This window comes from Brachybacterium sp. GCM10030267 (genome assembly GCF_042666875.1).
In the GTDB taxonomy this organism is placed as follows: Bacteria; Actinomycetota; Actinomycetes; order Actinomycetales; family Dermabacteraceae; genus Brachybacterium.
The window spans coordinates 242,602-263,801 of record NZ_JBHTCX010000012.1 but is presented as its reverse complement, the minus strand read 5'-3'; the positions used below and the strand labels follow the sequence as shown (position 1 = coordinate 263,801).

17 protein-coding genes are annotated in these 21,200 nt (G+C 70.9%); 10 read left to right on the top strand and 7 right to left on the bottom strand.

Going from position 1 to position 21,200, the window contains the following annotated elements:
- Positions 1-10: 10 nt before the first annotated feature.
- Complete coding sequence (locus ACFQS2_RS12280) at positions 11-2,812, bottom strand: YhgE/Pip family protein (RefSeq protein WP_377017056.1); 2,802 nt, start codon at positions 2,810-2,812, stop codon at positions 11-13.
- Positions 2,809-5,613 carry an MMPL family transporter gene (locus ACFQS2_RS12275; protein ID WP_377017058.1) on the bottom strand — a complete coding sequence of 935 codons (2,805 nt, stop codon included), beginning with the start codon at positions 5,611-5,613 and terminating at the stop codon, positions 2,809-2,811. The genes ACFQS2_RS12280 and ACFQS2_RS12275 overlap by 4 nt, the downstream gene beginning before the upstream one ends.
- Positions 5,614-5,919: 306 nt before the next feature.
- Between ACFQS2_RS12275 and ACFQS2_RS12270 the strand changes: the two genes are divergently transcribed.
- From ACFQS2_RS12270 to ACFQS2_RS12245, 6 genes are all read left to right on the top strand, one after another.
- A complete protein-coding gene (locus ACFQS2_RS12270; RefSeq protein ID WP_377017060.1) occupies positions 5,920-6,621 on the top strand; it encodes a TetR/AcrR family transcriptional regulator in 702 nt (233 codons plus the stop codon).
- A gap of 139 nt (positions 6,622-6,760) precedes the next feature.
- Entirely contained in the window at positions 6,761-7,558 is a 798-nt protein-coding gene (locus tag ACFQS2_RS12265; RefSeq protein ID WP_377017062.1) for a GH25 family lysozyme, read from the top strand.
- An 85-nt stretch (positions 7,559-7,643) separates the two neighbouring features.
- Positions 7,644-8,456 (top strand): queuosine precursor transporter, encoded by an 813-nt coding sequence (locus ACFQS2_RS12260; protein ID WP_377017064.1) that lies wholly within the window; start codon positions 7,644-7,646, stop codon positions 8,454-8,456.
- Positions 8,457-8,627: 171 nt separating this feature from the next.
- Positions 8,628-10,025, top strand: a complete 1,398-nt coding sequence (locus ACFQS2_RS12255) for a multidrug effflux MFS transporter (RefSeq protein WP_377017066.1) — start codon at positions 8,628-8,630, stop codon at positions 10,023-10,025.
- Positions 10,026-10,369: 344 nt separating this feature from the next.
- On the top strand, positions 10,370-11,218 hold the full coding sequence (locus tag ACFQS2_RS12250; protein ID WP_377017068.1) for a CPBP family intramembrane glutamic endopeptidase: 849 nt from the start codon (positions 10,370-10,372) through the stop codon (positions 11,216-11,218).
- On the top strand, positions 11,215-11,622 hold the full coding sequence (locus ACFQS2_RS12245) for a VOC family protein (RefSeq protein WP_377017070.1): 408 nt from the start codon (positions 11,215-11,217) through the stop codon (positions 11,620-11,622). Before ACFQS2_RS12250 ends, ACFQS2_RS12245 begins: the two co-directional genes overlap by 4 nt.
- Before the next feature lie 253 nt (positions 11,623-11,875).
- Here the strand turns inward: ACFQS2_RS12245 and ACFQS2_RS12240 are convergent, their stop codons facing one another.
- From ACFQS2_RS12240 to ACFQS2_RS12225, 4 genes are all read right to left on the bottom strand, one after another.
- Entirely contained in the window at positions 11,876-12,445 is a 570-nt protein-coding gene (locus tag ACFQS2_RS12240; protein ID WP_377793919.1) for a hypothetical protein, read from the bottom strand.
- A gap of 40 nt (positions 12,446-12,485) precedes the next feature.
- Positions 12,486-13,163, bottom strand: coding sequence for an ABC transporter ATP-binding protein (locus ACFQS2_RS12235; protein WP_377793918.1), 678 nt, complete (start codon positions 13,161-13,163; stop codon positions 12,486-12,488).
- The gene (locus tag ACFQS2_RS12230) at positions 13,160-15,538 is read right to left on the bottom strand and encodes an ABC transporter permease (RefSeq protein ID WP_377793917.1); all 2,379 of its coding nucleotides are present in this window, start codon (positions 15,536-15,538) and stop codon (positions 13,160-13,162) included. The genes ACFQS2_RS12235 and ACFQS2_RS12230 overlap by 4 nt, the downstream gene beginning before the upstream one ends.
- Positions 15,539-15,706: 168 nt before the next feature.
- Positions 15,707-16,327, bottom strand: coding sequence for an HAD-IA family hydrolase (locus tag ACFQS2_RS12225; RefSeq protein ID WP_377017078.1), 621 nt, complete (start codon positions 16,325-16,327; stop codon positions 15,707-15,709).
- 69 nt (positions 16,328-16,396) lie between these two features.
- On the opposite strand from ACFQS2_RS12225, the gene ACFQS2_RS12220 reads away from it, so the two are divergent.
- Both ACFQS2_RS12220 and ACFQS2_RS12215 read left to right on the top strand, forming a co-directional pair.
- Entirely contained in the window at positions 16,397-17,200 is an 804-nt protein-coding gene (locus ACFQS2_RS12220) for a TSUP family transporter (RefSeq protein WP_377017080.1), read from the top strand.
- A 96-nt stretch (positions 17,201-17,296) separates the two neighbouring features.
- Entirely contained in the window at positions 17,297-18,319 is a 1,023-nt protein-coding gene (locus ACFQS2_RS12215) for a PAC2 family protein (RefSeq protein ID WP_377017082.1), read from the top strand.
- Between the two features lie 24 nt (positions 18,320-18,343).
- Here the strand turns inward: ACFQS2_RS12215 and ACFQS2_RS12210 are convergent, their stop codons facing one another.
- On the bottom strand, positions 18,344-19,165 hold the full coding sequence (locus tag ACFQS2_RS12210; protein WP_377017084.1) for a transglutaminase family protein: 822 nt from the start codon (positions 19,163-19,165) through the stop codon (positions 18,344-18,346).
- Positions 19,166-19,271: 106 nt separating this feature from the next.
- On the opposite strand from ACFQS2_RS12210, the gene ACFQS2_RS12205 reads away from it, so the two are divergent.
- Both ACFQS2_RS12205 and ACFQS2_RS12200 read left to right on the top strand, forming a co-directional pair.
- Positions 19,272-20,021, top strand: a complete 750-nt coding sequence (locus tag ACFQS2_RS12205; protein WP_377017086.1) for a sugar phosphate isomerase/epimerase family protein — start codon at positions 19,272-19,274, stop codon at positions 20,019-20,021.
- Entirely contained in the window at positions 20,018-21,127 is a 1,110-nt protein-coding gene (locus tag ACFQS2_RS12200) for a Gfo/Idh/MocA family protein (RefSeq protein WP_377793916.1), read from the top strand. The genes ACFQS2_RS12205 and ACFQS2_RS12200 overlap by 4 nt, the downstream gene beginning before the upstream one ends.
- Positions 21,128-21,200: the final 73 nt, after the last annotated feature.

Genomic DNA, 21,200 nt, shown 5'->3' with positions numbered 1-21,200 from the left:
CGCTATCGCCTCACGCGGGGGAGGGCACGGCCCCCATCGCGACCCGCTCGGAGCGATCGGCGCGGCGCGCGGACCGGGAGGCGACGAACGTCAGGGCGAGGGAGACCAGCGCCCAGGCGAGGATCGACAGCAGCGTGCCGGAGGTCGTCACGAGCGTCCCGCCCAGGGCGGCGTGGACCAGCCCCTGCGTGACGATCGGCAGCGGCATCAAGGAGCTGACCGAGGCGAGCAGCGGGGGAGCGCTGGCCACGGGGACGATGCCCACCAGCGTCACCACCTGCAGCACCATCACCACGATCGAGGTGATCCGTCCGATCCGGTCTCCCAGCACCGTCATCAGCGCCTGGTGCAGGGCCGCGAACATCACCGCCCCGGCGAAGGCGACCACCCCCACGGCCAGCGGGGAGACGGGGGAGACGCCCACGGCCGTGAGCACGGCGAGGACCGCGACGGTCTGGACCACGGCGATCACCACCGCGGGGGCCAGGGAGCGCAGCACCACCATGCCCATCGGCACCGCCCGGTCCAGCAGCTTCCGGGACAGGGCCGGCAGCAGCAGGAAGCTCGCGAACGCTCCCAGCCACAGCGCGAGCGCCGTGACGAAGGGGAACGTGGCCGTGGAGGCGTCGTCGGCCGCGTTCTCGCGCTCGGCGTCCGTCGCGACCGGGTTCGTGGCCATCTCGCTCATGCGGGCCCGCTCGGACTCGCTGTAGCTGGGGACCCCGTCGGCGCCCTCATGGAGGCCGTCCGCGAGCTCGTCGGTGCCGTCGGCGAGCTCTCCGGTCCCATCGGCGAGCTCCTCGGAACCATCTGCCAGGTCACTGGTGCCGTCGGCGAGCTCTTCACTGCCGTCGGCGAGCTGGTCGGAGCCCTCGCCGAGCTCGGTGGCGCCGTCGGCCAGCTGGCCGGTGCCCTCGGCGAGCTCATCGGCGCCGTCCGCGCTCGTGCGGGTGCCTTCCGCCAGATCATCGAGCCCGTCGGCCAGCTCTCCGGAGCCGTCGGCGCTGGCGCGGGCACCGGTGGCGAGCTGGTCGGCTCCCTCGGCGAGCTGGTCGACGCCGGCGGCGTACTCGTGCAGCCCGTCCTGCAGGCCGGTGACGCCGTCGACGAGAGCGGGGGCCCCGTCGGCGGAGGCGCGGGCGCCGGTGGCGAGCTGGTCCGCGGCGGCCGTCAAGCCGGGGTTGTCCTGGGTGCCGTCGCCCTCGAAGGCAGTCTCGACGCCCTCGGCATAAGTGACCACGCCCTGGGCGCCCTGGACCAGGCCCGGCTGATCCGCGGTGCCGTTCAGGCCGGCGGCGAGCTGCTGAGCGCCCGCTCCGAGACCGGGATTCTCCTCCGAGCCGTCCCCGTTCAGCCCGGCGGCCACCTGCTCGGTGCCTGCGACCAGGCCCGGGTTCTCCGCGCTGCCATCACCGTTCAGGCCCGTCTCGACGCCCTCGGCGTAGCCGAGCATGCCCTCGGCCTGCGCTTTCAGAATCTGCGCGTTCGGATCATCGGGGTTCTCGGCCAGCATCGACTCGGCGGTGGCCAGCATCTGCTCGGCGAGCGGGACCATGCCCGGGTCCTGCTCGGTGCCCTCACCCTCGATCCCGGCGGCCAGTTCGCCCGCGCCGTCGGCGACGCTCTGAGCGCCGCTGCCGAGCTCGGTGGCGCCGTCGGCGGTCTGCTGCGCGCCGTCGGCCAGCTCCTCGGCGCCGTCGGCCACGCTCTGTGCGGTCGGCACCAGGCCCGGGTTCTCCGCGCTGCCGTCGCCGGAGACGGCCGCTCCGGCTTCCTCGACCCCGTCGGCGAAGGTCTCCACGCCGGTGGCGAGCTGCTCGGAGCCCTCGACCAGGCCCGGGTTCTCCGCGGTGCCGTCGCCCTCCACGCCGGCGGCGAGCGCGTCTGCCCCGTCGAGGATGCCGGGCTCGGAGTCGGTGCCGTTCATCCCGGCCTGCAGGTCCGAGACGCCGCCTGCGAGATCCTCGGCGCCGGTGGCGAGATCGTCCAGCCCGGTGGCGAGGTCCTCGGTGCCGTCCGCGGCCCCGTCGGCGCCGGTGGCCAGCTCGTCCAGCCCGTCGGCCAGGTCCTGGGTGCCGTCCGCGGTCTGGCCGGCGCCGTCGGCCAGGCTCCACACGCCGCCGGAGAATTCTCGCGTGCCCTCGGCGGCCTGGGTGGCGCCGTCGGAGAGCTCGCCGGCTCCGTCGGCCAGATCCTGGGTGCCGTCCTCGAGCTCGGAGGTGCCCTCGGCGAGGTCGTCGGACCCGTCGGCTGCGTCCTCGAATCCGTCCTTGATGTCGTTGAACCCGAGGTAGAGCCCGTCGAGATACTGCTCGGCCATCTGGCCGCCGACGGTGGAGGCCGAGGCCTCCGCCACGGCGGTGGCGATCATGGCGTTGATCTGTCCGCTGGCGTCGTTGGTGGTGACCTCGAGGATCGCCTGGGTGGACTCCGGCGTGCCGATCGTGGTCAGGCGCTCGGAGAAGTCCTCGGGGATGACGACGACGGCGGCGTAGGTGCCGTCCTCGAGGCCCTGTTCGGCGTCGTCCTGGGAGGTCAGCTGCCAGTCGAAGCCGGTGGTCTCCGGGGTCTGCTGGTCCTCGACGGTCTCGGGGTGGGTGAGGCCGCCGGCGAGCATGCGTCCCAGCGGCACCTGCTGGGTCTCGCCGTTCTCGTCCTGGATCTCGGCGCCCTCGTCGAGGTTGACGACGGCGGCGGGCACGGTCTCGAGCGCCTCGACGCGCCCGCTGAGCGCCCACAGGCCCAGACCGGCCACGAGCAGGGGCAGCACGAGCACGACGATCAGGGTGCGGGGGTGGGCCAGGCGGGTCATACGAGTGCTCCTTCAGGAACGGAGACGGCGGAGCCTTCGGCAACGGCGGTGCTGGAGCGCTGGATGGTCAGAGCGAGCAGGCGGCGCGGATCGCGCAGGGTGCGCGCGAGATGGTGCTCGGCCTCGACGGGGTCGGGGGAGCGGGAGCCGGTGACGATCGTGGCCCCGTGGGCCAGGAGCTCGTCGAGGCGTTCGACCAGCGTGTCGTCGGCGGTGGTGGCGGAGTGGGCCAGGTCCTCGAGCCGTTCGATGACGATCAGGGCGCGGCCGGCCCCGCGGCCGTCGACCTCCCGCAGCCGTGCGGCGACGTCCGCCCCGGAGGGGACCCAGTGGACGCGGGACTGGATGGCGGCGAGGTCGTCGGGCGCGAGGCGGTCGTGGACGGCGAGGATCCCGGAGGAGGGCTCGAGCCGGCCGGCGACCAGCGAGAGGAACGAGGCGCGGGCGGCGTCGTCGGCCGAGCGCACCACGAGCAGCGTGCCGGGGGCGACCTGACCGGTCAGCGGGCCGATCGTGCCCTCGGCGCCGAGCAGGGGCGCGACGGTGCGCTCGAGACGCAGGGCGTGGACTCCGTGCTGCTCGGTCCAGCGGCGGTGCTCGAGGACGGCCTTGAGGCCCTCGCCCTCAGCGTCGACCATGGGCAGTGCCCGGTCCAGCCAGCGGGGCAGCCACCAGGCGTGGCGGCCCAGCAGGGCGAGCACGGCGGGGACCAGGGTCATGCGGACCACGAAGGCGTCCACCAGCACGCCGGCGGCCAGTCCCACCGCGATGGGCTGGAGCATGAACTCGCCGGAGGTGACGAACCCGGCGAATACCGAGACCATGATCAGCGCGGCGGCGATCACCACGGGGGCGCTGGCGGTGAAGCCCCGCTCGATCGCCTCCTTGGCGTCGCCGGTGTGGACGAATTCCTCGCGCATGCGGGTGACCAGGAACATCTCGTAGTCCATGGCGAGCCCGAAGAGGACACCCATCACCATGATCGGCATGAAGGCGACGACGGGGCCGTTGACCGAGACGTTCAGCGGCCCGTTGAACCAGCCGTACTCGAAGACCATCGCCGTGACCCCGAAGGCGGCGCCGACGGAGAGCAGGTAGCCGACGGACGCCTTGATCGGCACCCATACGGAGCGGAAGACGAGGGCGAGCAGGATCAGGGAGAGGCCGACGACGAAGATTCCGAAGGGCAGCAGCGCTCCGGTGAGCTTCTCGGTGACGTCGATGCCGACGGCGGTGTTGCCGGTGACGGTGACCTCGGAGATCCCCAGGTCCTGCTCCCAGGAGCCGGCGTCGGCGCGGATCTCGTGGACGAGGTCCTTGGTGGACTGGGCGGTGGGCCCGCCCTCGGGGATGACGACGATGACGGCGAGGTCGGCGCCCTGGTTGGGGGTGGCCAGCTGGATCTCCTGGACCCCGTCGAGGGAGGAGATGTCGGCCTCGAGCTCGTCGACGACGCCGAGGGGGTCGGTGGTGTTGATGATGTCCGCGGTCACCAGCAGGGGCCCGTTGTGGCCGGGGCCGAATTCCGAGGCGATGAGGTCGTAGGTCTCGCGGGTCGAGGAGCCCTCGGCGTCGGTGCCCTGGTCGGGCAGGGCGAGCTGGAGGTCCTTGATCGGGATGGCCAGGGCGCCGAGGCCGAGGACGACCACCAGGATCGTCAGGGCCGGCACCTTGGTGGCCAGGCGCACCCAGGCGGTGCTGACGCGGCCGGCGGACCTCGCTCTCGATTCCGCGGCGCCGGTGGCCCGGTCGGGCATCACGCCGCCGTTCTCGGCCATCAGCCGGCGCGCCCGGCGTGGGCGCAGCCGCTCCCCGAGGATGCCCATGATCGCGGGCAGCAGCGTCAGGGCGACCACGACCGACAGGGCGACGGTCGCGGCGGCCGCGACGCCCATGATGGTCAGGAACGGGATGCCGGTGACGAACAGGCCCACCAGGGCGATGATCACGGTCAGCCCCGCGAAGATCACCGCGCTGCCGGAGGTGGCCAGCGATTCGCCGATGGATTCGCGCACGTCCTCGCCTCGGCCCAGCTGGTCGCGGTGGCGGGAGAGGATGAACAGCGCGTAGTCGATGCCCACTGCCAGGCCCAGCATGGCGCCCAGGGACGTGGTCACCGAGGGCATGTCGATCCCGGCCGAGAGCGCCATGACGCCGGCCATGGAGGTGCCCACGCCCATGATCGCGGTGAGGATCGGGATCACGGCGGGCACGAGCGCGCGGAAGACGATCGCGAGGATGATCAGGGCGGCGATGATGCCGATGACCTCGCCGATGCTGAAGGAGACGCCGGTCTCCTGGAGGACCTGTCCGCCCAGACTGACCTCGAGCGGGCCGGCGTCGGCCTCGGCGGCGATGTCCTCGATCTGCTCGACGGACTCCTCGGGGAACTCGCCGATCTGTCCGTCCATCTGGAACTGGGCGAGGATCGCGGTGTCATCGTCGGAGCGGGTGCCGGGGGAGACGTCGTCGAACGGGGAGGGGGAGGAGGCGACGCCCTCGACCTCCCCGATCTCGGCCATGAGGTCCTCGATCTGGTCCTGGTGCTCATCGACCGTGCCGCCGTCGTCCCCCTGCAGCACCAGGGTGCCGGAGGCGCCACCCATCTCGGGGAAGCGGTTGGCGAGGTTGTCGATGCCGCTCTGGGCCTCGGTGCCGGGGATCTCGAACTCGTTGGAGAAGGTCCCGCCGAGCCCGACGGCGAGCCCGCCGACGCCGACGAGCAGGACGGTCCAGAGTGCGACGATCCTCCATCGCAGGGTGGCCATGGTGCGGCCGAGGCGGTACAGGAACGAGGACACGAGACCTCCGAAGGGGCGCAGCGGTGAAGCGGAGACAGCAGAACAGCGGGCGACTGCGGCGCAGGACGCGCTGCAGCCCCGAACGCAGGGAGGCCCCGTCCATCGAGGGGAGAACCGGCCTGTCGGTGCGTGCGGCCCGGTCAGGGCAGCGACGGGGGCCGACGGGACCAGGATCCGCATCCAGAACATTCCTGCATTCGATACAGGAGTGTATCGATGGGATACTCTGGAGTCACGCGAGCCCTCCTCCTCACCGTCGAATGTGAGGCCTTGCACACGATCCCTCCCCGACGTTCCGAGGACCCCATGACCGAACTGTTCGACCCGCTGCCCGAGTCCGCGGACACCCGGCGCAAGGAGAACACCCGCACGAAGCTGGTGCGCGCCTCGCTCGACGTCTTCGTCGAGAAGGGCATCGACGGCGCGACCGTGGACGACCTGGTCCGCGCAGCCGGCTTCACGCGAGGGGCGTTCTACTCCAACTTCTCCACCAAGGAGGAGGTCTTCGCCGCACTGTTCGCCTCGGTCACCGAAGAGATGCTGGCCATCGCGAACTCGGCGGTCGCCAATGCCCTGGTCTCGACCCGCACCGACCCCGCGGAGCCCCAGAGCATCTCCGAGATCGACGACGCGGAGGTGATGATCGCGGTCTTCGAGGGGATCCGGCCCTTCGGGCGCCAGTGGTACCTGCTGTACTCCGATGCCATCGCGCGATCGCTGCGGGATACGACCATGCGGGCCGAGCTCGCCGTCCAGCGCGAGCGGCTGCGGGACGAGATCGGCAAGCTGCTGACCACGCGCATCGAGGAGGCGGGGGACCGCCCGCTGCTGCCGCCGGAGGATCTCGCCCAGCTGCTGGTGGGCGTGTTCGTCGATCTCATGGTGCGCGAACAGATGGACGGGCGGGACATCACCTCGCTCGCCGCGACCACCATCCTGGGGACCCTGCGCGCCTTCGTCGAACCCCGCACGACGGGGCAGAGCGACACACAAGCACCCTCGCAGTGACCACAGATCGCGCGGCGTGTCCGTTTCGCCACGACACGCCGTAGTTGCGCAGGTCGCCGCGCCGGTTGCGCGCTTGCATACGGTGGAGCCGGTGTGGCATCCGTCGCACTGCGCTTCCCCGCTTCCCCAGGAGACTGACATGCCTCCCTACCGTCCCCGACACCTCGCGCCTCCCGCGAGCCCACCGGCCACCGCCTCCTCCCGCCGTTCCGTCCTGCGCGGTGGCGTGCTGGGTGCTGCCGCCCTCAGCGCCGGCACCGCCGCTGTGCTCGCACCCGCTGCCAACGCCGCCGGTATCTACGGTCAGGACGTCTCCGGCTGGCAGGGTGAGGTCGACTGGGCCGCCCAGGCCGCAGCCGGCTCCCGCTTCGCCTACGTCAAAGCCACCGAGGGCCGCTCGTACCGCAGCCCGGCGTTCAACCACCAGTACCTCGGGGCCGGCAATGCCGGCCTGGTGCGCGGCGGCTACCACTTCGCCCGCCCCGATTCCGGAGGGCCCGAGGAGCAGGTGGACTTCTTCGTCAACAACGGGGGAGGCTGGAGCGACGACGGGCGCACCCTGCCCGGCCTCGTCGACCTCGAGGAGTACACAGGCCTGCCGCGCAACTACGGCTATACCGCGCAGGAGATGCGCGAGTGGATCATGGGCTTCTCCAATCGGTACCTCGAGCACACGGGCCGCCGTCCCGTGCTGTACACCAACCTCAACTGGTGGAACGACGTGGTGGGGGACTGGACTCCCGTGAACTCGCCGCTGTTCCTGGCGGCATATCGCGAGGATCCGCCCACCGTGCTTCCGGGCCGCTGGTGGGCCTGGGAGATGTGGCAGTACTCCTCCTCGGGACCGTTCGCCGGGGACTCCAATCTCTGGCACGGCAGCGAGGAGCAGTTCGAGAGCTTCGTCGGCGATTCCGACTACGACGCGATCGGTATCTGAGAACTCCGACACCGCACCCCGCGTCCCGCTCCGGCCGGGTCGCAGTCACGTGGCTGCGACCCGGCCGGCTGTGTACTCTGCCTCGGTGAACACCACCGACAGCACTCCGCAGACCACCCCGCCCGTCCCGTCTGGAAGCCCGGCCGGCGCCGTCTACGCCGACCGGGGCAGCTCCCACTTCGACATCCTCCTCGCCGCCATGGTCACCGTGGTGATCCTCTCCGGCATCGGCGCCGCCAAGGGGGTCAGCTTCGGCACCATCCCCGGCATCGGCTTCGAGATCATCACCGACGGCGGCTTCTTCCTCTTCCCCCTCGCCTACGTCCTCGGCGACATCGTCACCGAGCTGTACGGCCCCCGCGCAGCCCGCCGCGCGGTCCTCACCTCCTTCTCCGTCAGCATCCTCGCCTCCCTCAGCTACTGGGTGATCATCGCCCTGCCGCCGCTGGGCGACGACTACGGCCAGGCCAAGCAGGAAGCCCTGGAACTGGCCCTGGGCCCTGTCTGGATCGTGGTCCTCGCCGGGCTCGCCGGGTTCCTCGCCGGCCAGTCCCTGAACTCGTTCGTGGTCAGCCGCATGAAGCGGCGCATGGGGGAGCGGGGCCTCATCGGCCGGCTGTTCACCTCGAGCGGCCTGGGAGAACTGGTCGACACCATCATCTTCTGCACCATCGCCTCGGCCGCGATCGGTATCACCACCGTCGAGCAGTGGGCCGAGTACACGATTCTCGGGTTCGTCTACAAGGTCGCCGTCCAGTACCTCATGATCCCGGTGACCTCAGCAGTGATCCGCTGGCTCAAGCGCACCGACCCCACCTACCAGGCGCGACTCGCCGATCTGGAGGGAACCGGCGGCATCGCTCCGGCGACGTCGGCCCCAGCCCGCCCCGCGCTCTGATCCCAGCTGGGACCCCGGGTCGGGACCCGGGCAGAGTGCCGAGATCTCACCCAGGGAAATCCTCTTCCAGCGCTGTACAGCCCGGTCATAGCATGGAGGGCTCGCGCCGCCTCCCCTCCACGGTCTCTCCGTGGCCGCGCGGCGCGACCCCTTCAGCGTGAAAGGACCCCCGTGGCTTCCGCCGCCCCCGACCCCCGGCGCGATGACGACCGTGACGATCATCGCGATGAACCCCTGACCTCCACAGGCTCGATCCCTACGACCACCACCGGTTCGATCCCGACCATCACCGGTGCCATCCCGGTGATGGAGGATCCGGCCGATCACGACATCGCGCATCTGCCCAGCGAAGCGGATCTGAGGCGCACGCGGGACAAGGTCACCGTGATGGTGATCGTCGTGCTGACTACTCTCAGCGCGATCGGCCCGCTGGCCACCGACATGTACATCCCGGCCTTCCCGGAGGTCGCCGACGAACTCGGCACCACGGCCTCGCGGATGCAGCTGACCATCACCGCGTTCTTCCTCGGCACTGCCAGCGGCCAGGTGGTGGCCGGCCCGCTCTCGGACCGTCTGGGCCGGCGAGCCCCGCTGCTGCTGGGCATCGTGCTGTGCCTGCTCGCCTCGCTCGGCTGCGCCTTCGCCTCCAGCGCCGAGATGCTGCTGGTGCTGCGCGTCATCCAGGGCATCGGCGGGGGATTCGGGATGGTGCTGGGTCGCGCCGTGCTGATCGACATGACCGACGGCCCCGAGCTGTTCCGCACCATGAACATCATGCAGGGCGTCGGCGGCATCGCCCCGATCGTCGCGCCGCTGCTGGGCGGCCTCATCCTGATCGTCGGTCAGTGGCGCGAGATCTTCCTGGTAATCGCGGGCATGTCCCTGCTGTCGCTGATCGGTGTGCTGGTGCGGATTCCCGAATCGCTGCCGGTCTCGCGCCGCCATTCCGGGGGATTCCATACGTTCCTGCGAAACTGCCGCACGCTGCTGGGCCGACGGATCTTCGTCGCCTACATGCTGGTCAACGCCTTCTCCGCGTTCGCGCTGATGGCCTACGTCTCCGCGTCGTCGTTCGTGGTCCAGGAGATGCTCGGGTTCACCTCCACCGAGTACTCGGTGAGCTTCGCGATCAACTCCTGCGGAATGATGGCGCTGTCCCTGCTCTCGGCGCGCCTGACGCATACGATCCATCCGCGCCGCCTGATCCGGGTGGGCCTGATCCTGGTGTCCTCGGCGAGCTTCTCTCTGCTGATCGGCAGCCTGTTCCTGGATACGCCCGCCTGGATCGTGCTGCCGGCGTTCTTCTTCACCGTGGCCCCGCAGGGGCTGATCTTCGGCAACGGCGGCGCTCTGGCCGCCGATCAGGCGCGGGAGTTCGCCGGGACCGGTTCGGCGATGCTGGGCCTGGGCTTCTCCTTCGCCGCCTCCATCGCGGCACCCCTGGTGGGCATCGCGGGCACGCATTCCTCGCTGCCGATGGCGGTGACGATGGTGATCGGCTGCACGATCTCGGTGTGCTGGTTCATCGCCGCGGGCCGGGGGAGCGGCGCGACCGCCGTGCGCGGCTGACTCATCACCCCATCCGACGGGCGGGGACGACGAAGGTCGTAGGCGGCGGCGTCGAACACCGGCCACGGGACGGAGCGCTGAGCCGCCGAAACGCCATGGCAGAGCCAGGGGAGAGGCGCCAGCCTGGGAGCATGAACATCGCATCCTCCTCCTCAGCTCGTCCCCATCCGAGCCCCGGCCCGGATCAGACCCCCGGCCCGCATACGTCGATGCCGCGGCAGCCCGTCGGAACCGCACCCGCCGTCGCCCCGGACGGCGCAGCCCCCGCGGCGCCCGGTCTGCCGACCGGCTCCGCCCACTTATCCCATCCCGCCCCGAACCGGCCGTTCGGTGCGCATGTCCGGATGAGCTGGTGGAAGCCTCTGGTGATCGTCGTCGCCGCGGTGGTCCTCATGGTCGGGACGAGCTTCGTGCTCGGCATCGCCGCGATGATCGCCGAGGTGCTGCTGTTCGACCGTGATCCGGAGAACCTGCAGATGACGCCGCTGATGCTGCTGGCGACGAATGCCAGCCTCGTCATCATGGCGGTGCCCACCCTGATCCTGACCGCCTGGCTGAGCCGCACCCCATGGCGTCGGCTGCTCCAGGCGGACGGGCGCGTCCGGTTCGGTCGTGGCGGGCTGTACCTGGTGATCTTCGGCGCCCTCGTCCTCGTGGCCACTGCCGTGATGTCGCTGGTCGACCCCTCGACGGCAGGCGTCGGCGGCTTCGCCGTCTCGGGCACGACGATCGCCCTGATCGCGGCCGTCGTGCTGACGACGCCGCTGCAGGCCGCCGCCGAGGAGATCACGTTCCGCGGGGCCATCATGCCGGCCGTGGCTTCGTGGATCCGGCCGGCCCGCGCGGCCGTCGTCGTCGGGCTGGCCGGCTCCAGCCTCGTGTTCGGCACCGTGCATCTGTCCGCCGATCCGTGGCTGTTCGCCTACTACACCTTGTTCGGCGCCAGCATGGCCGCCATGGCCGTGATCAGCAGAGGGCTCGAGGCTCCGATCGCCTTCCACGTCGCGAACAACGTGGTGATGATGCTGCTGGCGGCCCTGTTCGCCGACGGCGGCGGCTTCACCATCGATCGTTCGGTGGGCATGGGTGGGCCGTTCATGCTGTTCTTCATCGCGGTCGACGTGCTCGCCGTCGTCATCGTGTGGCTCATGGAGCGTCGGGCCCGCCGCGAGCGTCGTACGCTCGAATCATGAACCCGGTCACACAGGTCCAGGTCAGTCAGATCCAGGTGAACCTCTTCTGCGAGGACGTCGAGCAGTGCCTCGCGTTCTACACGGCGTTCGGCTTCGCTGAAGCGTTTCGCACGCCGCAGGACGGTCCGCCGACCCATGTGGAGATCGACGCCGCGGGCACGCGGATCGGGCTGACGTCGGCGGCGACAGCGAACGAGCTCGTGAGGCTGGGCGTGACGACACCGGGTACACCGTCCGCGGAGATCGCACTGTGGTGCGAGGACGTGGACGCGGCCCATGAGCGCGCGGTCTCCGTCGGCGCACGCAATCTGGTCGAGCCGACGCACTCGCCGGATGGCAGGCTTCGGTTCGCCTGGGTGCGCGATCCCGAGGGGCACCAGCTGAAGTTCGTCCAGACGCGCTGAGAGGCGTCTGCCGGCATGTGGCGCTCTGCTCATCGAGAGTGCGCAGAGCGAGCTGCACGAGATCGACCGCTCCACCCCTCCCGATGAACCGCCGATAATGTACGTTATGTAAAGTGGAGCGTAAGCAGCCGACCATAGGCCCTCTCGAGCTTCCCGACCGGCGCTCCCCTCCAGCCCGGGCCACGCTCATCGGACGCAGCTCCGGAGTGACAGCAACGAGTTCCGGTACACAGTCCCAGTCCGGAACGCAGTCTCAGTACGCCGCGACGACGCCGCTGCCGTCGGACCAGGCCGCCACGAGACGCACGGTGCCATCCAGCTCGCCGACGGTCCGCACGACGGTGAACGGCGCACCGTCCAGCAGCGTCTCGGCGCTCGGCAGCTCTTCGCCCTTATCGACCTCGAGACTCAGCGTGACGGACTGGGCACGGCTGCCTGCCGGCTTTCCCTCCGCGTCGACGATCTCGAGCTCGGCCTGCTGCTGCTGACCGCACAGCGCCCGCCGGAAGCAATCCAGGACGACCTCGTCCTGCAGCCCGTCGTAGACGTAGCGCTGCCCGAGCACCGAATGCTCCATGAGACCGATCAGGTGCTCCTCCGTGTCGGCGACGGGCGCGCCGCGGTACGCCAGCGGCAGGTGGAAGATCGTCTCCCCCACGCGTGCCACATGGCACTCGATGCCGACCTCGCCCTCGGGGTCATCGAAGCGGTAGGCACCCAGCACCTCGAGCTCCCCCGCCTCGCCCCACGACCGGGACTCCAGGAACGTGCGCAGCATGTCGGACTTGCTCGGGGTCAGCTCGGCCTGGTGGATCGTCGCCATGGCTCCAACCTATCGCGGCGCGGACTTCGCACCGCGGTGCCTACGCCGCGACGGGCGGTACGATCCTCCCGTCCAGCAGCTCGATCACCCGATCCGCGCCGTCAGCCATCCGCGGGTCGTGGGTCACCATGACCACCGCGGTGCCGTCGGCCGCGATGCTCTGCAGCAGCATCAGCACCTCTGCTGCGGCACGGGAGTCCAGAGCGCCGGTGGGTTCGTCGGCGAACACGATCTCCGGTTCATTGATCAGTGCTCGGCAGATGCCCACGCGTTGCGCCTGACCTCCGGAGACCTCGCCCGCGAAGCGGCTCTCCAGGTCCGCGACCCCCATCCGTTCCAGGAGCTCACGAGCCCGCGCCGTGACCTGGGCCCGGGATGCCCGACGGGCCGCGCGGCCGGGCAGCACCACGTTCTCCAGCATCGTGAGGTCGCGCAGCAGTTCCGGTTGCTGGAAGACCACACCGATCCGGTGCAGCCGGCGCGCGGCGAGCTGCTCGTCCCCCAGCGCTGTCAGCTCCTCTCCCCCGAGCTCGATGCTGCCGGTGCTGGGCCGGGACATGCCGCTGAGGGTCTGCAGCAGCGTGGATTTGCCACTGCCGGAGGGGCCGGAGACGGCCACGAACTCCCCCGCACCGACCTCGAGATCGATCTCGTGCAGCAGCTGTGTGGTTCCGACGTGGTGGCTCACCCCTCGGGCGCGCAGCGCGTCTTCACTCATGATGGTCCTCTCCTCGTGGTGCGTTCGATGGTGGCCAGTCGGGTCGCGACGGTGACGGCAACGGCAAGCACGAGGGGTATGGCGACCAGGACGATCACGGGCGCACGGTGCACGGTGATGCGGCTGGTGCCCTGACCGAGCGTGGCCAGTCCCCCGGTCATGGCCTCGATCATCACGTTCAGTCCGCCCTGTGCGATGAGTTGGCTGAGCAGCAGTCCCAGCGGCAGGGCCAGCAGCAGTGCGGCCAGCATGCGCACGAGGTACGGGCTGCGGCGCACGCCGCGCGGGACGCCGAGGGCACGCTGGGTGTCGAGCTGGCGCGAATCCTCGGCCAACACCATGCGCGTGACCAGCGCGGCGATCAGTCCCGCGAGCGCCGCCGCGACCGCGGCCGCGGCCGTCGCCGCTCGCGTCATGCCCCCAGCCATCCCGCCCAGCAGCTGCTGGTGATACATGCTCACATCCCCCACCGTGGCCTCCGGCAGGGCGGCGGCGAGGTCAGCGATCAGCGCCTCCTGGTCCGCGCCGGGTGCAAGGCGCGTGGCGATCACGGACCACTGCACCTCCTCCTGCGCGGTGGGCAGCTGAGCCTTGGCGGTCAGCCCGCCCTGGGTGACGTCCTGGTAGGCGCCGACGACCCGCAGCGTCCGGGCCCCGGCCGCTGTCCGCACGGTCAGCGTGTCGCCCAGGCTCGCGCCGGTCTCGGCCAGCGCGACCAGGCTGAGGGCGATCTCCTCGTCGGCCGTCGGCGCGCGGCCTTCGGCATACTGGACGGGCAGGACCGTGTGGTCACCGGACTCGATGGGGAGATTGAGCGGAGGGCCGTCCTCGACCTCGACCAGGTGGCGGGTGCTCACTCTGGCCGCGTACTCCTCGATGCGGGGATCCGAGGCGACGGCGGCGAGGGCACGCTCGTGCACCGAGGAGTCGACCTCCCCGGCGAGCGGAACGTCGATCCGGACGTCGAACCGACCGATACCCATCGCTGTGACGATCCCCGGTGACGTGAGGGTCGATGCCACCCCGGTCGGGGCCGCCGCCAGCACGGTGCACAGCGTAAAGACCGTCAGCAGCATGAACGACGAGCCGGCGCGCCGCACGAGCGTGCGCAGTCCCAGCAGCAGCGGGACGGGCAGGGGCGAACTGTGCAGGCTCAACAGCCCGAACAGACCGTGTGCCCGCCTCGGCCCGCTCCGGCCTGCCGCGCCGCTCGCCGCTCCGCGCAGCACCTCGACGGGGTCGATCCGACGGATGCGCCTCAGCATCAGGGAGACACCGGCGAGTGCCACGATCAGCACCGCGAGCGCTGCGACCACGGGTGCCAGCAGGACCGCTGCCCCGCCGGTGGGGCCCGAGTACGCCGTGAGATCCGCGGCGAGCGCGGAACCGAGCGGGATACCTCCGAGCAGCCCGATGATCGTCGCGGCCAGGGCGATCGTTCCGTAGCGCAGCAGATAGGCGCGGCGCAGGTCAGCGCGGCGGATCCCGAGGGCACGCAGGACCCCGATCTCGCGACGCTCCCGCGCCAGCGCGGTCGCCAGCGCCAGCCGTACACAGATCAGCGCGATCGCCAGCACCACGAGGGCCGCGCCCAGCACGGCGGCGGCCACCAGGCCGTCTCCGAGCACGGCGAACAGCATGAACGCCTGGCGGTCCACCATCGGCCCGTCCTCCGGCAGATCCGCCACCTGGTAGGCGGTGCGCACGGCGGAGACCTGCGTCTGCGGATCCTGGAGCCAGAAGCTGATCAGGTACTCGGTGCTGCCGGTGCGGTCGGCGATCTCGGCTAGATCCTGCTCGCTGACCAGCAACCGCTTGGAGCTCGCCAGAGGCGTGTTCATGAGGGAGTCGCGGAAGAAGCCGGCGACCTCGAGGTCGCGGGCGAAGCCGTCCGGCCCTGTGATGGTCACCTCGGAACCGGTTCGCAGGCCGTCCTCGATCCGGTACATCACCGGCAACCAGATCGTCCCCGGTCGCACCTCGGTCACGGCCTGCCCGTCCAGATCGAGCATGAGGTCGCTCTCGACGGACGGGACCGTGAGGGAGTTCTGCTGGATGCTGCTGTCCTGGCCGACGCCGTCGAAGCTGAGCTGGGAGCCGTCCAGACCCAGCAGCAGTTGCGTCCGGTGAGCCGTGACCTCCGGGCGCTCGGCCGCGAAAGCGTCCACCGCACCGGCGTCGAGCTCCCCGGCGTGCATCTGCGCCAGGTGCGGGGCGTCGGCCTGGTCGAGCAGAGCGGTCGACGCGCCGGCCAGGCGGGCCATCAGACCGGCCGCGGCGACAGCGCACACCACGGCCACGGCGAGCAGCACGGTGAGCGTCGCGGTGACCGCGGCATCGCGACGAAGACGGCAGACGGTGGCGAGGCCCGGCATGGGCTGGTCCTTCCGGCGGGTGCGCCCCGCTGAAGGCGCGGCGCCTGCCGTCAATCTAGGCGCGCCGCACCCGCGGGGGAACAGCTCGCGGGCAGGTCAGCCGAGAAATCCGGCGATCCCCCGCGAACTCTCGGGGGATATCCCGCGCGCTCCGTCGAACGGCCGGGCTCAGAGTCCGAGCAGCCCCGGCAGCTCGTCCACGCGGGTGATGCGTGGCGCGCTCCCCGCCGGCATCGGGACGCCGGGAGTCTCCAGCAGCACGCTCCGGACCCCGGCGGCCGCGGCGGCTTCGACATCGGCGGGTCGATCGCCGATGGCCAGGCACTCCCCCGGGTCGAGATCGTGCCGGCTCAGCAGCTCCCGGATCATGGCAGGGTCCGGCTTGCGTTCGAACCCGTCCGGCGCGCACACCATGTCGTCGATCCGCAGCTCCAGCGCGTCCAGGAGCGCCTGGGCGCTCGAGCGTTCACGGTGGGTGGCGACCAGGTTCATTCCCCCGGCGCGGCGAACCGCCTCGATCACCTCCGGGGCGCCCTCCATCACCGCGGGAGGGTGGTTGAGCCAGTGCTGCTTGGTCGCCTCGTACGCCACGCGCAGCCGCCGCTCGGAGACTCCGTGGCGCTCGGCGAGGGTGGCGATGGCGTGGGAGCTGGAGACGCGGGTGAGCCGGGCGACCTCGCGCAGCGCCGCGTCGTCGACCTCGGAGTGGACCGCCGAGGCGAGGGCCCGATCGACGTCGGGATACGTGTCCACCAGCGTCCCGCCGAGGTCCCAGATCACTGCTCGCATACCGGCAGTGTGACAGCCTGCGCGACGTCCCGATTGGTCGTCCCGGCCACCGCGGTGTTGACTTGCGCCGTGCCTCTCCTCGATCAGCTGCTCCAGCTCTCCGCGCTGACCCTGGTGCTGCTGATCGGAGCCGCCTTCCTCGCGGGCTGGGTGGACGCCGTGGTCGGCGGGGGCGGTCTGATCCAGCTGCCGGCGCTGCTGACGGCGCTGCCGGCCGACACCTCGACCGCGACGGTGCTGGGGACCAACAAGGTCGCCTCCGCCGCCGGGACCGCGGTGTCCTCGTGGACCTATGTGCGCCGTATCACGCCGGTCGCGGTGACCGCGATACCGCTGGTGCTGTGCGCCCTGCTGGGCAGTGCCGGCGGTGCCGGGCTGGCCACCTTCATCCCCCGACCGTGGCTCTCCCCCATCGTCCTGGTGGCCCTGATCGCCGTCGGCCTGTACACACTGCTGCGACCTGCGATGGGCCTGGTCCACGATCCGCGGCACACCGGCCGCGCCCACATCCTGCGATCCGGAGGCATCGGCGCCGTCGTCGGCCTCTACGACGGCATCCTCGGGCCCGGCACCGGCAGCTTCTTCATCATCCTGATGGTCGCCGTCCTCGGGTACGGCTTCCTCGAGGCCAGCGTGCACGCCAAGCTCGCCAACCTCACCACCAACATCGGCGCCCTGCTGGTGTTCGGGACCCAGAGCGAGGTGTGGTGGCTCCTGGGCGCCGTCATGGCCATCGCCAACGTGCTCGGCGGCTATCTCGGTGCGCGACTCGCGATCAGGTTCGGCTCCGGTTTCGTGCGGATCGTGTTCCTGATCGTCACCGGGGCCCTCGCGCTGCGACTGGCAGTGGACACAGTGGCGCTCATCACCTGAGATGGGGCTTCGGGGGGAATACTCCCCTGCCTCGTGTCGTTGTCCTTTCAGTCACCACCTGCCGCCCAGCCGGCGGCCCGTTGCCTGGAGGTCACGATGGATCCGACGACACTGTTCAGCTATGAGCGTCACGTCGACTCGCGCTCCTTGCGCGCCCGCACGCTCCTGGTCACCCTCGGCGCGTTCAGCGACGCCGGTAACGCCCAGGACCTGGTCGACGATCACCTGCTCAACACCCTGCCCAGCCGCGTCGTCGGCCGTCTGGACATGGACCAGGTCTACGACTACGCCGGTCGCCGCCCCGAGGTCACCCTGGAGCTGGACCATTTCTCGGACTACGAGAAGCCCGAGATCCTGCTGCACGAGGTCACCGACCCCGACGGTGAGCCGTTCTTCCTGCTCACCGGCCCGGAGCCGTCCTTCCAGTGGGAGCGTGTGGCCAATGCGCTGCGCATCGTCGTCGATCAGCTCGGCATCGAGCGCACCCTGCTGGTGCAGGGCTTCCCGGCACCTGTCCCCCACACGCGTGAGCTGCCGGTGACGCGCTTCGCGGGCAACCCGCAGTCCATCGCCGTGCGCCGCACCATGCCCGGCACCTTCCGTCTGCGCGCGCCGTTCACCGCGCTGCTGACGATGCGTCTGGCCGACGCCGGTCACGAGGTGGTCGGTCTGGTGGTGCACGTGCCGCAGTACCTCCACGAGATGTCCTACCCCGACGCGGCGATCGCGCTGCTGACGGCGATCGGTCAGGAGAAGGGCCCGCACGTGCCGGTCGACGCGCTCGAGGCCCAGGCCGGGCCGGTGCGCGAGGCCGTCGCCGCTCAGGTCGAGCAGGCGCCACAGCTGCAGGAGATGGTCGAGGGGCTCGAGCAGCGCTTCGACCGGATGATCACCTCCGGCGCCGGAGCCGAGGTCCCCACGGCCGATGACATCGCCGCCGAGGTGGAGAACTACCTGGCCGGGATCGCCGAGGACCACGGGGACGACGGGACAGACGGCGACGCGCCGGCCCCGGACGATGGGCGGCCCGACGCCGACGGTTCCTCGGTCGCAGAGGATCCGCAGCTGGACGAGGATGACTCCTCCTCGGATCAGGACTCGTCCGGCTCCGGTCTCTGAGGGTCGCGCTGCGGGAGCGGCTGCTCAGCGCAGCGACAGCCGTTCCCGCGGATCCTCGCGGGGCAGCTCCGGGTCCGCGACGGCGGTGACCTGGATCCCCGTCAGCGTCACGTTGCCGGCCAGCGTGGTCATGAAGGCGGTGTCCGCCGCATCCTGCCCGGTCGCTATGCGCACCATCGAGGCACGCGGCGCCAGACGGGTCGAGTCGAGCACGAGCCAGGTCCCCTCGACCAGGGCCTCGACCACGAGATGGAAGTCCATCGGACTGAGCCCTGGGGCGTACGCCGAGGCGCACCGCGCCGGGATGCCGCTGGCACGCAGCAGCGCCACGGTCAGGTGCGCGTAGTCGCGGCACACCCCCTGTCGGGAGTCGTAGGTGGTGCGCGCGGAATCGGTGACGGTGCTGGAGCCGGGGACGTAGTCGAGCTGATCGCCTACCCAGTCGACGACGGCGTCGGCGGCCTCGATCCCGGTGCGCCCGCCGACGATCTCGCGGGCGATCCCGGTGAACTCGTCGACCTCGCAGTACCGCGAGGGGCGCAGGTGCTCGGCCGTCTCGGCGTCCACGTCCCCGGGGTGCGGGACCGGGGCGGGGATGATGCCGCGGGCGGCGTAGACGATCTCCACCTGCCCGGCCGGCAGCCCGGTGACGGTGTGGAGTCTGCTGCCGAAGCGGTCCCGGGTCTCGGTGACCGGATGCGGCCGGGACCCCGCCAGCACCGTCAGCGACTCCTGCGCCACCGGTGCCCGAGAGACGGCCACCAGCAGGGCGATGTCCGTCCCTGCCGCGACCTCCGCTGTCATCCACGCGCGCACATGTCTCTCCACGCTCTCAGTCTCTCCCATCGCAGGCTCGCTGCGGAACGGACCGTCTTTGCCCGGACGTGATCACCGACATAGTGTGGTCATCCCGGTATCGGATCGGGTCACAGTCGAACCTGAGGAGCAGTCAGTGCAGATCTCCGTCCAGCTCTACAGCGTGCGAGAAGCCTTCGCGGCCGACCCGGCCGCCACCCTGCAGCGGCTCTCCGGAATCGGATTCACCCATGTGGAGCCTTTCGGGCTGATGGAGCACGCCGAGACGCTGGGGCCGCTGCTGGCCGAGCACGGCCTCGACGCCCCCTCGGCCCACGTCTCCCTCCTGGGTGCCGAGGACCCGGCCCGGGTGCTCGCGACCGCGGCCGGCCTCGGGGTCCGCACGGTGATCGACCCGCACTGGGGCCGGGAGCACTGGACCCGCGAGGACGACATCAAGGCGACCGCCGAGCGCCTGAACGCACTCGCCCCGGTGGCCGCCGAGAACGGTGTGCGCGTGGGCTACCACAACCATGACCACGAGGCCCGGCCGGTCTTCGAGGGCCGCTGCGGACTGGAGGTGCTCGCCGATCACCTCGACCCCCGCGTCGTCCTGGAGCTGGACACGTTCTGGGCGGCCGTCGGCGGCACCGATCCGGCGGAACTGCTGGGACGTCTCGGCCAGCGCGTTCAGCTGGCACATCTCAAGGACGGCCACCTGCAGGGTGACGTCAAGGATCAGCTTCCACTCGGCGAGGGCGAGATGGACGTTCCCGCGATCCTCGCCGCCGCCCCCTGGCTCGAGACCGGCGTCATCGAGTTCGACGACCACTCCGGGGACATCTTCGAGGCCGTCAGCCGCTCCTTCGCGCAGCTGACCTCCCACCTGCAGGGCACCCAGGCATGAGCGGGACCACCGGACCCGTCGGCGTCGGCATCATCGGAGCCGGCGTCATCGCCGCCCAGTACCTCGGCCAGCTGACCACCTACCCGGACATCGACGTCCGCGCCCTCGGTGACCTGCGGCCCGAGGCCGCCGCCGCGCGCGCCGAGGAGCACGGCATCGCCGGGCACGGCCCGGTCGAGGCCGTGCTCGATGATCCTGAGATCGAGATCGTCGTGAACCTGACGATCCCCGCAGCCCACCACGCCGTCTCCCGCGACATCCTCTCCGCCGGCAAGCACGTGTGGAGCGAGAAGCCGCTGACGACGACCCGCGAGGACGCGGCCGACCTGCTGGAGCACGCCCGTCGTCAGGGCCTCCGCATCGGCGGCGCACCGGACACGGTCCTGGGCGCGGGCGTCCAATCGGCGCTGCGTGCCGTGCGGGCCGGGGAGATCGGCGAGCCGCGCTCCGCGCTCGCTCAGTTCCGCTCCCCCGGTCCCGAATCCTGGCACCCCAACCCGGACTTCCTGTTCCAGGCCGGCGCCGGGCCGCTGTACGACATGGGCCCCTACTACCTGACCACCCTGGTGCTGGCCTACGGGCCCGTGGTCTCCGTCTCCGCGGTGGGATCGCGGTCCCGGGACACCCGCACGATCGGGTCGGGCCCGCGTGCCGGTGAGTCGTTCGCCGTGGAGGTCCCCACCCGGGTCCAGGGGCTGCTGCGCTTCGCCGACGGCGCCTCCGCCGCGGTCGAGTTCTCCTTCGACGATGCGCTGGACCGTCCGCACGTGCTGGAGCTGGCCGGGTCCGCAGGCACCATCGCCCTGCCCGATCCCAACCAGTTCTCCGGCGTCTCCGGCATCGCGATGCGCGGGGAGGACGACTGGACCGAGCGCGAGCCCGTCGGCGCCGTCGGCGGGCGCGGCCTGGGAACGCTGGAGATGGCGCGGGCCCTGCGCGCCGGCCGGCCGCACCGCCTCACCGGGGAGCTGGCCGCCCACGTCCTGGACGTCATGATCAGTCTCGAGGAGGCCACCACCGTGGACGGTGCGGTGACCGTGTCCTCCACGGTGACCGCACCCGACCTGCTCGACGCGGACTTCGACCCCCACCTCTCGACTCTGTGACCGCTGACCTCGCCCGCAACCGACCGAGCACGCACTTCTCGAAGGAGACCCCTGTGTCCGACACCCCCAACCT

Bases quoted from the DNA above. Each gene is read 5' to 3' on its own strand.
- ACFQS2_RS12210 (WP_377017084.1), bottom strand. From the start codon at position 19,165: ATGGGAGAGACTGAGAGCGTGGAGAGACATGTGCGCGCGTGGATGACA.
- ACFQS2_RS12280 (WP_377017056.1), bottom strand. From the start codon at position 2,812: ATGACCCGCCTGGCCCACCCCCGCACCCTGATCGTCGTGCTCGTGCTG.
- ACFQS2_RS12240 (WP_377793919.1), bottom strand. From the start codon at position 12,445: ATGGCGACGATCCACCAGGCCGAGCTGACCCCGAGCAAGTCCGACATG.
- ACFQS2_RS12215 (WP_377017082.1), top strand. From the start codon at position 17,297: ATGGATCCGACGACACTGTTCAGCTATGAGCGTCACGTCGACTCGCGC.
- ACFQS2_RS12245 (WP_377017070.1), top strand. From the start codon at position 11,215: ATGAACCCGGTCACACAGGTCCAGGTCAGTCAGATCCAGGTGAACCTC.
- ACFQS2_RS12200 (WP_377793916.1), top strand. From the start codon at position 20,018: ATGAGCGGGACCACCGGACCCGTCGGCGTCGGCATCATCGGAGCCGGC.
- ACFQS2_RS12265 (WP_377017062.1), top strand. From the start codon at position 6,761: ATGCCTCCCTACCGTCCCCGACACCTCGCGCCTCCCGCGAGCCCACCG.
- ACFQS2_RS12230 (WP_377793917.1), bottom strand. From the start codon at position 15,538: ATGCCGGGCCTCGCCACCGTCTGCCGTCTTCGTCGCGATGCCGCGGTC.
- ACFQS2_RS12250 (WP_377017068.1), top strand. From the start codon at position 10,370: ATGAGCTGGTGGAAGCCTCTGGTGATCGTCGTCGCCGCGGTGGTCCTC.
- ACFQS2_RS12235 (WP_377793918.1), bottom strand. From the start codon at position 13,163: ATGAGTGAAGACGCGCTGCGCGCCCGAGGGGTGAGCCACCACGTCGGA.
- ACFQS2_RS12225 (WP_377017078.1), bottom strand. From the start codon at position 16,327: ATGCGAGCAGTGATCTGGGACCTCGGCGGGACGCTGGTGGACACGTAT.
- ACFQS2_RS12270 (WP_377017060.1), top strand. From the start codon at position 5,920: ATGACCGAACTGTTCGACCCGCTGCCCGAGTCCGCGGACACCCGGCGC.